A 12,323-nucleotide genomic window follows, 5' to 3' on the forward strand; every position below is an offset into this window, starting at 1 on the left:
CTCATTATAAGACATAGGCTGTCACCTTTGATATTTGAGAACGGTTACCTTTCGTCATCATGATCTTTGTTGTAGGCGTTATTACTCGAACTTTCCTGAATCGACGGCACTTCTATAGGCAAAGACGCTTCCTGAACTGCCTTCTTCGGTGGCCTTCCTTTTTGTCTTTCTCCAGTTGATTTCGAATTGCTCAAATATTTCTCAATAACTTCCTGTTGGTGTTGAGCAATCAATTCTTGAATTTCTTTTTCATGACGCAATGTTGCAATTTCTAGCGTTTGTTTTAATCCCCTAAGTTCATTGGTCAACATGTCGAATTCTTCCTGATTGAACTTTGAGATTCGAGCGTTCTGACGTTCAAGTTCAGATTGTAGATGGAATATTGTCTCTTTCTGTGCACTACACAGTTCATCCAATTGCTTCCACGATTTATGAGTCTCTGATAATTCACGATTGACCTCAGTTAATTCTTTGTTCAGAAATTGTACTAGTTGTTCAAGTTCTTCAATAATTCCCTGCTTCTCTAGGGTAACCTTTGCAATCTCTGTTGAGGTGTAGTTGTTATCATCAAAATAACTTTTTTGATTAAAGAGGAAAATATTTCATTAATTCGTGAGGTGTGCTCCTGAAGGATTTCCAAGTCACTTAAATATTTCTTCGCACTGTCATGCTGCTTGTACGTCTGAAGTTCATATAAGGTAATCACGCTTTCAAACCATTCCTTGCTGGATAGTCCTGATACCGCAATCATGTGAGACTTTTTCTTTAATTTCTGGGTTCACCTTAACTCCAATGTTTCTGATGCCATGTTAACCCCCTCTCTATATGAAGATTAACTTGGGTTTACCTTATAATCCAGGTTAACTGAGTTAACTTCATATTTACTCTGGAATATATTCGTTATCAGATTATATGGAGCAGCGGAAAGCATTATCACTTTGAACACATTAGAATACGAAATCTAATGGAATAGGACAATCTTAGTTCGTAATAGGCATAACCAGAGGTGATGTCTGTGCAGCTTAAGGTCGTTTTTAAGTCCGTTGAAAAGGAAAAGGCACTTGAAAGAATTATTGAAGAATTGGTTGATGATACCATTCGCAAGGTGCTCTCCAAACATCCTGGTATGAGCTATAATAGGGAGACTTCTAAGGACAGACAACCATGATGAATCAGGTGATTTTCAGATGATAAATCCTAATGTAACAGCCATATATGTACGTGTATCTACCACAAAAGACTCCCAAAAAGACAGCCCTGAGCACCAGAGGGGGCTCTGTGAAGAAAAGGCAAGAGTGCTTGACTTAGATGTACAGTATTCTTATGAAGATCGTGACACAGGAACATCCATCGTAGCAAGGGAAGAGATTCAGAAATTGATCCAGGATGCCAAATCCAAGTATTTTGGTACCATAATATTCGCTTCACTTTCACGCTTCTCAAGAGACACGCTTGACTCACTTAACCTAAAGAGGATCTTGGTGGATGCTTTAGGCATCCGATTGATTTCTATTGAAGAAGGCTTTGATTCGCTAAAGGATAATGATGAGCTCAAATTTCAGATCATTTCCGCAGTGAATCAGAAACTCAGCGAACAGATCAGTCTTTCATCGAAACGTGGTATTAGGCAGTCCGCGCTAAAAGGGAATTTTACAGGAAGTGTTGCTCCTTTTGGATATAGAAAAATCGTGAGTAGTGATAAAAAGACTCTTGCACCTGATGAAAATTATAGTTATATCGTCGAACTCATCTTCCATTTATATGTATCCCGAAAGATGGGGGAAAAGGCAATTGTACAGTACCTTAATAAGGATATGGAGATTCCTTCTCCGAAAGGTGGAGTTTGGGGTATTACGACAATTCAGAGAATTCTAACCAACGAGGTGTATACAGGGCAGAATGTCTTTGGTAAATACGAAGTGAAAAAGGTCTATAATGACATCAACAACATGTCTGACCGAAGCAAAAAACAAGTACAGAGGGAAAAGGCAAAATGGGAAAGATCAGCCGAACAAACTCATGAAGCCATAATTGACGATAAAACGTTCGAACTTGCGCAGGAGATTCGCTTAAAACGTGGAGGAGGAAGGCGTGGAGGCGTCAGGAATCGAGTGAATGTGTTTGCTGGTATCATCTTTTGCAAGCACTGTGGGGCCTCTCTAGTGACCTGTAAAGGGAAGTCGAGGAAGGACGGTCCAGAATACCGTTATTTGATCTGCTCCACCAGGAGAAGGCAAGGAGAGACAGGCTGTGTCAACAATGCCTGGATTCCTTACAACAATTTTAGAGATACCGTCATCAATGAAGTGAGCAAGAAGTTGAAGCGAGTGATAAACGTTGAGACAGAAACCACGGAAAGTAAAGAAAGAATTTTGAGGAAGAAGTCAGCCATTGATATGGATAAGGATCTAAAGAAGTTGGAGAAGGCTATCCAAGGAAACCGTAAGTTGTTGTTCGAATTGAGAAAACAGAACATTCTCGGGGAGATCGATGAAGAACAATATCGGTTTGAAAAACAACAGTATGAAGAGGAGATTGTCTCACTGCAATCTTTAATAGCAAAGACATCTCAGAATAAGGAAGAACAAATCAATATGGACAAAGTTTACGATGAGATTAGAGCAGCATTGGAAAGCCTTGTTGATCTGGATTTCGCTCATTTGGACGAAATGAGAATAGTTATATCCAAGCTGATTGAGAAGTTGGTTGTGAGTATTGATGGTGAAGTGGAGATTTATACTCCATTGGGTCAATTGGGATCTTAAGTAATCCCCTTTTATAGTGCAATGATAAGACTTATTGTTGATTATGATATTAAATCTATGCAGGCAATGGAGCTGTACTTCCTAAAGTATGGAATGTGGAAATTGATATGAGATGTTCCATTGTGAGTGTTTTCTCTTCTATATCCCCTATTTTTCCAATATAATCATAGTTATGATCCAGAATGCTGGAACTCTAATACTATGGATACCAAAGGGGTAAAATGAGCTTATGGTAAAGAAAACAACAGGGATTAATCCGCCCAAGGAACCCTTACAACTTACTGTCTCAAGAGAAGAGGCAGCGGATCGCCTTTCAAAACGGGTAAATGAAGGGCAGGAGTTACTTCAAAGCCCGATAGGTTCGGAGGAAGCGTACAAGGCATTAATCCCACATTTTACAAAATGGGACGATTTTAACGGGTTATTATTAAAAACAATTTTTACAGTAGAGGATATTTCCGAGGAGTATAGCAAAGGAACAGGTGCATATGCCATTGCAACGTCGTGGATGGATAGTTACAAAAATTTCGTTAGAAAATTCCAAAAAAAATTAACAACGCTTGAGTCCATCATCGGAAGATTAGAACTTATTCCTATCGCAGTGGATTTACCCCAGTTTGTCCATCCTATAAAACAAGACATACCTTCAAAGCCAGTATCTGTGTTTATTGGTCATGGTAGAAGTAAACTATGGGCTAGGCTTAAAACATTTCTACACGATGATTATGGAATAGATTCCTTTTCTTTTGAGTCCGAAACTCATGTAGGCGAATCGATTGTTCCAATTTTAGAGGGATTCTTAGATAAAGCAGCTTTTGCGATTGTTGTTCTTACAGCAGAGGATGAGACAAATGAAGGTAAGATACGGGCACGTCAAAATGTTATTCACGAAGCAGGACTTTTCCAAGGACGCCTAGGATTTAAAAAGGCAATTTTGCTTAGGCAAGAAGGATTAGATGACTTCTCTAATGTAGATGGACTTCAATATATAGGCTTCACTGGTGATAATATAGAGCAGACTTTCTACGAGTTGGGGCGTGTCTTAAAACGTGAAGGTGTTATTAAGTAATAAGTTGAAGAGGAAGATGAAAAATCCTTTAAGTTTACAGAAAGTGGTAGTTTACTGAACCGCTATTTAATTGGAATTTTTTTTACGCTTGAAACCCACCTATCAAGTTTTCAAAACACATCTCTGTTATGCAAAAACTAAACGTAAAAGGCCGTTCGCAAACGGTTGTCGATCTGATCAAGCTTGGGGAGCTGGAAAATTAGTTGCCGTGCTCGGAAGTGACACGTTTACACCTTCTTTTACCCTGCGGGGCGAGGGAAGGTTTTTAATTTCCTGAACCTCGATATATTTATAAATGTGAGTGGAAGTACATTATCAGCTCCAACTATACAAGATGAATTTAGTGAAAGTAATCTTCTTCAACCATTTAAATCTCTATTGAATTGGGATAGAAATTCTGAAATTAGTTCAAATCATATACCGCAATGGTGGACTGCTTCTAATAAGCTGAAGGGGTTGTTGGTGGAATTCTCGAGAAGCCACTCTATGCTAATGGCATTGGATCAGGTTATTCTCAACAATTAGTTCCTGTATCACGATTGTTTATTGAGGAGACGGAGTTTAGGACTATAGGAGTATTCGGGTAAACTGTTGATTTACCCCTTTTTAAGTCGCATATCACCCGATTATATAAACTCATTTCAGAGTACAGAATGAAATTCCATTTAATTACGTTCATTGTAAAGTAGTTTCGTTTCAGTCATTCCTTCACTCTAACTAAGGAGCATATTTATGGATTATTATTGGCGCGGAGATAAGGTCATAAACAAGTTTCAAAACGCAATAGATCTTGAATATCTTCTTATCGCAACAGCCTATTTTTCGGAGTATGGACTTAAACTATTAAAAACGGTTATTGATCGAAATCAATTAAAGCGGGAAAATGTAAAACTATACTTATCACCCAATTTTTCATATCAAAAACCAGGCGATCTGCTGGAATCTCTTCATAAAATAGCGACGGTCTTTATCGTAGATAGTATCCCATTTCACGCGAAAGTTTACTGGTTTCACGCGAAAGAAAAGCAATACGTTATTTTTGGATCATCGAACTTCACGGCAGGTGGAATAGAGAAGAACCTTGAATTTGATGCGATTCATGATTTAGATTCAGAAGAAGATCGCTTTAAATTTCAAATTTTCTTTGAATTTTGCGAAAGTAAATCTAAAACGGTTGACGATAGTAGGATTTCCATTTATCAACAGCATGATGAGATTTATCAGGATCTCCTTGCGAACGAAAGAAAATTGAAACGTAAACTTTTACAATCGTTGCATCAAGATGATCCCTTTATGGAAGAAGAATATGATATTGAAGACTATTATTTTAACTTTGAAGATTATGAGGTGTTTTTCCCACGTAATTTCAAACAAAACGATACATATATTAATGAGCGTCGTGATCGAGTCAAAGAAAAAATGCTTAACATTCACAAACATATCTATAATAAACATATTAAATTGTTCAACTTATATTGTCATAAGGATGAGGCATACATCTGTTCTTCTGCCAGACCGAATTCGTATAATAAAGAACAAGTTACATGGCTTGGGATACGCTATGGTAAGTCACCAAAACAAGTCAATTATATAAATGCAACACAAAATGTAAAAAATACATATGGAGAGGATTATGGTTTTCAAAAACATGCCTGTCTACAGTTCTCAATCACTAGACATGGATTTGAGATCAATTTATTTCATGCCGTAGAACATAAAGCCCATGATCGGTCCTACTTGCATGGTGAACTAGATAAAAATCCACATTTTAAAGATAAGCTAAACCGAGAAATTGCAAATTTAAAAGGTGAAGGGTTTGAGTGGATTATTTTTGATAACCAGTTAGATAAGGAATTTATCTATGTTATCGACGAAGAGCCAGAAGAAAATTTCTCATCCTTTTACACTGCATATGATCTGGATGGTCGAGAATCATTTTTATCTTGCCTGTACAAGTGGGACGACAAAGGTATACAGGATATGGATGTAATCACACAACAGATTGTAACAAAGATGCAAAAACTTCTTCCGCTTTATAAACTAATCGCTTTTCGCGTATAAGTACGTATTATGCAGATGTTTACAATAAGGGCTTATCAAATTCATGTTAGAATGACCACCGTAATGTGATTTTATTGAAACATAAATGGGCGGAAGCCATAGCTAATATCCTTAGTTACTAAATTACATAGGTAGTGAAGAGAAACCCATTACATTCCGAAAGTGATGGCTAAATAAGCTGTTTTGAGCTGCTTGAATAAGTTTGACAGGTAAGCAGCGTAAGCCAATACTTGTGGGAAAATTATTCTATATATCCACTTTATTGAGACTTCATTTAATGTCATTAGTTCAATTTGTATAGAAAAACAATAATTTGTAAGAGGTGATGGATATGAATGGTTCAGAATTTTTGCGAAGCCTGAAAGTAGGAAAACAATGGAACGAAGATGATGCTTCATTATATTTTTCAAAAGAGTCGATTGAAGGAATAAGGTTGAAATTCACGTATCCCCCGTTGTCTGAAGAGCAAAATGACACTTTTAAATTAAGTGGTTACTTTGCTAACCTTGAAGATAATGAGTTATATACTGTGATATATTTACTTGGTTTTTTTAAAATATTTTCAAAAAATATAAAAGTTTACGATAGACAAAATGGTATGAGATTTGAAGTTGAAATGATCGATCCAGCAACTGAGGAGAAAGAACTCTTAGTAATACAGTTTACGTTTTCAAATAATGAAGGATATAAACATGTTCAATTGACAGGTATAGTTATCCCTCCGTTTGCAAAATTTAATCGTTTAAGCCTTATGATAGTGTCTTTGTTGTATTTATGTGCTAAAGACTTTGGATATGATTTATGGGTAGTCGGAATAGTAAATGAGAGGTGGTTAAATACATTGATTCACCATGGAGGAATTATCGACCCAGACAATTTTGAAGATGTTCAAATAACTGGGGATTTTTGGGTGTTCAAAGATGATAATGATCGACACAACTATAGTTTAGCTTTCAGAACGAACATTCAAGAATGGTGGATGTGACATGATTTGAAATCTTGACAACAAGAAGGTGTATTTCAAACCACACCACGAACGTCATGCAAAAATTAAACGTAAAAGGCCGTTCGCAAGCGGTTGTCGAGCTGATCAAGCTTGGGGAGCTGAAAATATAGCTGCCGTGCTTCAGAGGTGACGCGTTTAAGCCTTCTTTTACCCTTCGGGGTGAGGGGAGGTTTTTTGTTGTGACAGGTCTCTGAGCAAGATAATCCGTTCAACAAGCTTTTCTCAGTACATGGTATTATCGTTTCGGATGATTATTTTGAAAAATAAACAGGAATAGACCAAGTGACTGCCGTCCGAGTGAGGAGGCGTCATTTGGTCTATTTTTCAAGCTGGATAATCATCGCTTCAAAATCCACTTGGCATTTGGTTCTCATCATAAAATCAATGCCAATAATTCCATCAAAGCCGTAAGGCTCTTGAATCGAACCAAGCTGTATGGGGAAATCACTCAAATCGATACCTTCAATGCAAAAGCCGGGAATCTGCTGCTCATAACAAATTTCACTCGTTCCCCCTACTCCATACATCCGCTTGGCTCTTCCGTTAATAAAATCAATATCGATACCTATTACAGCTAGTATATCGGAATCAAAAACGGTTGCAGCACAGCCAGTATCAAATAAAAGATTTTTAAAAGAAATGGATTGAACATGGTGAGTTAGAGTCAAAGAAACAATAGGCAGGCCATGCAGAAGGTGTAACTTCATATCTGTTGCCGTACTCCTGAAAAAAACTCTTCCACAACCTCAACATCATTTCTGCTTGTATGAAATACATACAGTTCACGGTTTGGATGATGCTTATGCAGCTTTTTATAGCCGCTCCAAGCTTCTTGCGGGTTATCGTAATCTTGTATGACTGCGATATCCTCTAAATGACGCATGCGGTTACTTGAGGTTGCTTTAATTGCTTCCACCAGTACAAAGCGGCTTGGGTGTAATTCTGTAATCTCTCCCCACTTCATTGGCTTCACCTCGCTTAGTTTATCATCTTTTCAGTATAGCATAGATGCTTAAGGATGACGGAAGTGAGTGAAGCAATTGTAATTATATGGTGCGATATAGTTAATAAGATCTATTTTTAAATGGAGAAAAAAATAGGTCATCCCTTTAACAGAGAAGGAAGTTAATCGATTATTTCAATTGTTAGATGATAATCAGATGAACTTCTTGAAGAACTATTTGAAGCAAAGTAAAAAAGTAAATGGTTGGAGAAACTCGCTCATAAAAAAGGAATTGTATTGCATTCCAGAACTTCAGCAGACGACAAGCTTGGGGAGTTGAAAATCTAGCTGCCATGCTTCAGAGGTGATGGCGTTTAAGCCTTCTCTTATCCTTGGGGGTGAGGGGATGCGGAATTTGTGAATAGGGAGGCCGAGAATGAAAGACCCGAAGATGTTAGAGAAGAAAGAACAACTGCTGCAGCTAGTGCGGGGGTTCTGCCAGGAATATCTGGATGAAGATTATGGACAGCTGTCCTGCAAAATGGTAGAAAAGCTGGGACGCAAACGGACGGTTCCTTTTATGAGCGGAAAGCTGGAAATCTGGGCAGCAGGCATTATTCACGCCATTGGGACGATTAACTTTTTGTTTGATAAAAGCTTTGAGCCTTACGTTTCTGTGCATGACATATGTGAATATTACGGTGCTGCTCAAAGTACAACCTCACAGAAATCCAAGTTACTACGCGATATGTTCAAAATGGGGCATTTCGGAGGCGAGTTTGCCACACAGGTCTCTGAGCAAAATAATCCGTTCAACAAGCTCATCTCAGTAAATGGAATTATCGTTTCGGATGATTTTTTTGAAAAATAAACAGGAATAGACTAAGTGACTGCAGTCCAAGTATGGAGGCGTCATTTGGTCTATTTTTCAATAATCAGCGAATATTAAGCCTTCTGCATTTTATGGATTGACGGCTGGGGGAATTGGTTGTAAAATCTGTGTAAAGTATAAACCTTTAAACTTTCAATTGGATTTTATGTTTTTAGTGATTTTAAACCTAACGTACAATGTACGATTTTTCAGTCAGGCTGCAAGTTTAGCATACTGAGTAAATCTTTTTTATTTCTCTAAAAGTTAAATCGATTAAACTTTTGAATTTGGAGGCATAGATGCTTAGATGAACATTCATGATGTAGCCAAAAAGTCAGGGCTCTCTGTAGTGACCGTATCCAGAGTTCTAAACAATTCACCCTCTGTACGTGAGGGCAACCGCCAGAAAGTGCTGAGTGCTATTGAGGAGTTGAATTATCAGCCCAATTCAGCGGCGCGGAGTCTGGTACGCGGCAAGACTGGAGTCATTGGGATGTCGATTACCAACTTTAACGACTCTTTCTATGACCGCGTGATCCGCGTGGTGAACCGGAAGCTGGCAGAGCAGGGTTATTTCCTGGCCCTGTCTATCGCTGAGAATGACGATGATGGGGTCAACTTCCTGTTCCAGAAGGACCGCGTGGACGGGATTATCCTGTTGTCTCCGCTGGAGGAGAAGGAATATGTGGAGGAGCTGAAGCGAAAGAACATTCCGGTGGTCCTGCTGGATAACCAGTACGAGCATGAAGATGTTCCAAGTGTGCTCGTTGATAACTATCAAGGAGGATATGAAGCTGCCGGGCACCTGATCAGCCTTGGACACACAAAGATCGCCTATATCGGCGGCCCGCCGGAGTTCCTCAGTGTAACGGAGCGCAAACGGGGGTATGTCCAGGCGTTGAATGAAGCGGGGTTAACGCCCTTCGGCACGGAATATTGCGGATTTACGGTAAGCAGCGGGTATGAGGTGGCCCAGAGATGGATTCGTGAAGATAAGCTGCCGACGGCCATTTTTTGCGGAGACGACTTTATTGCGCTTGGGGTTGTTCAAGCTCTGCGGGAGGAAGGGATTCGGGTGCCTCAGGATATCTCAGTGGTTGGCTTTGATGATCAGCAGTTTGTCGGTGAATTCTACCCGCGGCTCACGACAGTCAGGCAGCCCGAGGCGCAGATGGGCAATATCGGTGTTGACATCCTGCTGAAGCTGATCCATGGGGAGGTGATGCCGCCTGCGGTAACGAAGCTTGCGCCTCAGCTTCTCATTCGTGAATCTACCGCTTCTGTTCGATTAACTTGAAATTTAGGAGTGAACTATCTGTGAAGTATTTTTTGGGAGTGGATGCAGGGGGCAGTAAGACCTACGCAATGATTGCAGATGAACAGGGGAAGATTCTTGGTGCGGGCAAGGGCGGGAACGGGAATCATCAGCTGAACCGTGAGCAGGCGGAGAACAGCTTGAAGCAGGCTGTATCGGAAGCCATTATGGCCTCAGGGCTGACCAGGGATCAGCTGGATTACTCCTGGTTCGGCCTGGCGGGAGCAGACAGAGAAGCTGATTTTAGAATTTTGCGGCCCATCATCGGCAGCCTTGGCCTTCCCCGGACGGAGATTTCCTGCGATACCTGGAATGCGTTGCGGTCAGGTACAGAGAAGAACTATGGGATCGTGTTGATTTGCGGATCGGGCGTGAACTGCAGTGGACAAAATCCGGCTGGTGCTACCTACCAATGCGGCGGCTTCGGTTACCGGTTCGGGGATTTCGGCGGCGGCTATGATCTGAGTATGGAAGTGTTCCGCAGCGTCCTCAGGGCGGATGACGGAAGAGAAATGGAGACAGTGTTAAGCAAACGCTTAACTCAATTGCTGGGCTATACCACCGTTTCAGAGTTAAGAGAGGATTACCTCGATCATTTCAGAGACTTGCCTCCCCAAATTGCGGAGCTGTTGTTTCAGGCCGCAGAGGAAGGAGACCCGGTGGCCACCGGGCTGCTGGTCAAGCAAGGGGATGAGCTGGGTCTGGCTGCGGCTTCGGCAATCCGCCGGTTGGCCATGGAGGAGGACATCTTCGATATCGTGCTTGCAGGCAGCCTGCTGACCAAGGGAGACCGCTCGGGCATCATCCGGCGGGCCATTGAGCGAAGAGTGAAGCAGGCGGCTCCGAATGGCACATTAAGGATTCTAACCCGGGAGCCGGTTGTAGGGTCGGTCATTCTGGCGATGGAAAGCAGCGGTATGCATGTGAATCATGAGGTTCTTGATCATCTATCACAGGGTAAGGAGGAGCAATTATCATGGAGGAAACATTGAAGCTGGTTGTTATCGGAGCGGGGTCATCGTATACGCCTGAATTAATTGAAGGGATCATCCTGCATCATCAGGAGCTTCCTGTCCGCGAAATCTGGCTGGTGGATATTGAAGAGGGAAGAGAGAAGCTACATACGATTGCGGAGCTGAGCAAGCGCATGATTGCAGCGTCCGGACTGCCGATTACCGTAACCCAGACGCTTGAACGCCGGGAGGCCATTGCCGGAGCGGACTTCGTCTGCACGCAAATCCGGGTAGGGATGCTGGAAGCACGCAAATGGGACGAATTGATTCCGCTTGAGTACGGTGTCATCGGTCAGGAGACGACCGGTCCCGGAGGAATGATGAAGGGCCTGCGGACCATCCCGGTCATTCTGGATATTTGCAAGGATATCGAGGAGCTGGCTCCGGATGCCTGGCTGCTGAATTTCACGAATCCGGCCGGGATGGTGACTGAGGCTGTCCACAAGTATTCATCGGTCAAAAGCGTAGGCCTGTGCAACTCACCGATCGGTTTCCAAAAGTGGCTCTCGGGGTTCTTCGGACTTCCTATGGAGAAAATCTATGCGGAGTTTGTCGGCATTAACCATCTGCACTGGGTATCCGATGTCGTGATTGACGGGAAGAGCAAGCTGCAAGAGCTTATTGATTACCCCGAGAGCTATAAGGCAAGTAATGTGCCGTTTGATGCCTGGGACCACCGGTTTCTGAACAGTTTGCAGGCCATTCCCTCTTACTACTTGAGCTATTACTATATGACAGACGAGATGCTGGCGGAACAGAAGGAAGCAGCAGCAACGACCGGATCACGCGCTGAAGTCGTGAAGAAGGTGGAGGAAGAGTTGTTCGAGCTGTACCGGAACATAGAGCTGAAGGAGAAGCCGAAGCAGCTGGAACAGCGCGGCGGAGCCTATTACTCGGAGGCGGCAGTGCTGCTGATGCGCTCCATTCATAATGATTCCCGCGATATCCAGACGCTGAATGTAAGGAATAACGGAATTATTGATTTCCTGCCGGACGATGCCTCGATTGAAGTGAACTGTATGGTCACCAAGCAGGGTCCGCTGCCGATTCCGCTGCGCAGAGTTCCCCAGTCCGTCAGAGGCCTGCTGGCTGCGGTCAAGCAATATGAGAGCCTCACCATCGAGGCGGCTGTTCACGGAGACCGGGATGTGGCTCTGCAGGCTATGGTCCATCATCCGCTCATGCCATCAGTCACCGTAGCTGAACAGCTGCTGGATGAAATGCTGGAGAAGAACAAACCGTTTTTACCGTTGTTTCACTAGAATCGTCCAGAGGAGGTA

General features: G+C 42.0%; 12 protein-coding genes and 1 pseudogene. 10 read left to right on the forward strand and 3 right to left on the reverse strand.

All coding sequences use genetic code 11. The annotated features are described in order from the left end of the window. Positions 1 to 44 precede the first annotated feature (44 nt). Positions 45 to 311, reverse strand: coding sequence for a hypothetical protein (locus MKX70_RS11860; RefSeq protein ID WP_042239188.1), 267 nt, complete (start codon positions 309 to 311; stop codon positions 45 to 47). An 876-nt stretch (positions 312 to 1,187) separates the two neighbouring features. On the opposite strand from MKX70_RS11860, the gene MKX70_RS11865 reads away from it, so the two are divergent. The 6 genes and pseudogenes from MKX70_RS11865 (at position 1,188) to MKX70_RS11890 (ending at position 7,011) form a co-directional block, all read left to right on the forward strand. Further along, on the forward strand, positions 1,188 to 2,765 hold the full coding sequence (locus MKX70_RS11865) for a recombinase family protein (RefSeq protein WP_042239183.1): 1,578 nt from the start codon (positions 1,188 to 1,190) through the stop codon (positions 2,763 to 2,765). A gap of 229 nt (positions 2,766 to 2,994) precedes the next feature. Next, on the forward strand, positions 2,995 to 3,834 hold the full coding sequence (locus MKX70_RS11870; RefSeq protein WP_052416712.1) for a TIR domain-containing protein: 840 nt from the start codon (positions 2,995 to 2,997) through the stop codon (positions 3,832 to 3,834). A 116-nt stretch (positions 3,835 to 3,950) separates the two neighbouring features. After that, a pseudogene (locus tag MKX70_RS11875) lies at positions 3,951 to 4,037 on the forward strand (helix-turn-helix domain-containing protein); the annotation flags it as partial. A 529-nt stretch (positions 4,038 to 4,566) separates the two neighbouring features. After that, positions 4,567 to 5,895: a phospholipase D family protein gene (locus MKX70_RS11880; RefSeq protein ID WP_340840061.1), complete on the forward strand. Its 1,329-nt coding sequence runs from the start codon at positions 4,567 to 4,569 to the stop codon at positions 5,893 to 5,895. 331 nt (positions 5,896 to 6,226) lie between these two features. Beyond that, positions 6,227 to 6,880, forward strand: coding sequence for a hypothetical protein (locus MKX70_RS11885; protein ID WP_042239180.1), 654 nt, complete (start codon positions 6,227 to 6,229; stop codon positions 6,878 to 6,880). An 11-nt stretch (positions 6,881 to 6,891) separates the two neighbouring features. Further along, positions 6,892 to 7,011 (forward strand): LuxR C-terminal-related transcriptional regulator, encoded by a 120-nt coding sequence (locus tag MKX70_RS11890; RefSeq protein WP_156123499.1) that lies wholly within the window; start codon positions 6,892 to 6,894, stop codon positions 7,009 to 7,011. Between the two features lie 207 nt (positions 7,012 to 7,218). Here MKX70_RS11890 and MKX70_RS11895 read toward each other — a convergent pair whose 3' ends face one another. Together MKX70_RS11895 and MKX70_RS11900 are read right to left on the reverse strand one after the other, a co-directional pair. Next, a complete protein-coding gene (locus tag MKX70_RS11895) occupies positions 7,219 to 7,608 on the reverse strand; it encodes an aspartyl protease family protein (RefSeq protein WP_042239178.1) in 390 nt (129 codons plus the stop codon). Continuing rightward, a complete protein-coding gene (locus MKX70_RS11900; RefSeq protein WP_042239176.1) occupies positions 7,605 to 7,865 on the reverse strand; it encodes a hypothetical protein in 261 nt (86 codons plus the stop codon). The genes MKX70_RS11895 and MKX70_RS11900 overlap by 4 nt, the downstream gene beginning before the upstream one ends. A 415-nt stretch (positions 7,866 to 8,280) precedes the next feature. Here MKX70_RS11900 and MKX70_RS11905 point away from each other — a divergent pair, with 415 nt between their 5' ends. The 4 genes from MKX70_RS11905 (at position 8,281) to MKX70_RS11920 (ending at position 12,305) form a co-directional block, all read left to right on the forward strand. Beyond that, the gene (locus MKX70_RS11905) at positions 8,281 to 8,715 is read left to right on the forward strand and encodes a DUF6398 domain-containing protein (protein ID WP_042239172.1); all 435 of its coding nucleotides are present in this window, start codon (positions 8,281 to 8,283) and stop codon (positions 8,713 to 8,715) included. A 307-nt stretch (positions 8,716 to 9,022) separates the two neighbouring features. Then, the gene (locus MKX70_RS11910; RefSeq protein WP_042239170.1) at positions 9,023 to 10,012 is read left to right on the forward strand and encodes a LacI family DNA-binding transcriptional regulator; all 990 of its coding nucleotides are present in this window, start codon (positions 9,023 to 9,025) and stop codon (positions 10,010 to 10,012) included. 20 nt (positions 10,013 to 10,032) lie between these two features. Then, entirely contained in the window at positions 10,033 to 11,022 is a 990-nt protein-coding gene (locus MKX70_RS11915; RefSeq protein WP_042239167.1) for an N-acetylglucosamine kinase, read from the forward strand. Continuing rightward, positions 11,007 to 12,305: a 6-phospho-beta-glucosidase gene (locus MKX70_RS11920; protein ID WP_042239164.1), complete on the forward strand. Its 1,299-nt coding sequence runs from the start codon at positions 11,007 to 11,009 to the stop codon at positions 12,303 to 12,305. Before MKX70_RS11915 ends, MKX70_RS11920 begins: the two co-directional genes overlap by 16 nt. Positions 12,306 to 12,323 lie beyond the last annotated feature (18 nt).

Source organism: Paenibacillus sp. FSL R7-0312 (assembly GCF_038004445.1).
Lineage (GTDB): Bacteria > Bacillota > Bacilli > Paenibacillales > Paenibacillaceae > Paenibacillus_AQ.

Coding starts and splice junctions, on each gene's coding strand:
- MKX70_RS11860 (WP_042239188.1), bottom strand. CDS start 311: ATGTTGACCAATGAACTTAGGGGATTAAAACAAACGCTAGAAATTGCA.
- MKX70_RS11865 (WP_042239183.1), top strand. CDS start 1,188: ATGATAAATCCTAATGTAACAGCCATATATGTACGTGTATCTACCACA.
- MKX70_RS11870 (WP_052416712.1), top strand. CDS start 2,995: ATGGTAAAGAAAACAACAGGGATTAATCCGCCCAAGGAACCCTTACAA.
- MKX70_RS11880 (WP_340840061.1), top strand. CDS start 4,567: ATGGATTATTATTGGCGCGGAGATAAGGTCATAAACAAGTTTCAAAAC.
- MKX70_RS11885 (WP_042239180.1), top strand. CDS start 6,227: ATGAATGGTTCAGAATTTTTGCGAAGCCTGAAAGTAGGAAAACAATGG.
- MKX70_RS11895 (WP_042239178.1), bottom strand. CDS start 7,608: ATGAAGTTACACCTTCTGCATGGCCTGCCTATTGTTTCTTTGACTCTA.
- MKX70_RS11900 (WP_042239176.1), bottom strand. CDS start 7,865: ATGAAGTGGGGAGAGATTACAGAATTACACCCAAGCCGCTTTGTACTG.
- MKX70_RS11905 (WP_042239172.1), top strand. CDS start 8,281: ATGAAAGACCCGAAGATGTTAGAGAAGAAAGAACAACTGCTGCAGCTA.
- MKX70_RS11910 (WP_042239170.1), top strand. CDS start 9,023: ATGAACATTCATGATGTAGCCAAAAAGTCAGGGCTCTCTGTAGTGACC.
- MKX70_RS11920 (WP_042239164.1), top strand. CDS start 11,007: ATGGAGGAAACATTGAAGCTGGTTGTTATCGGAGCGGGGTCATCGTAT.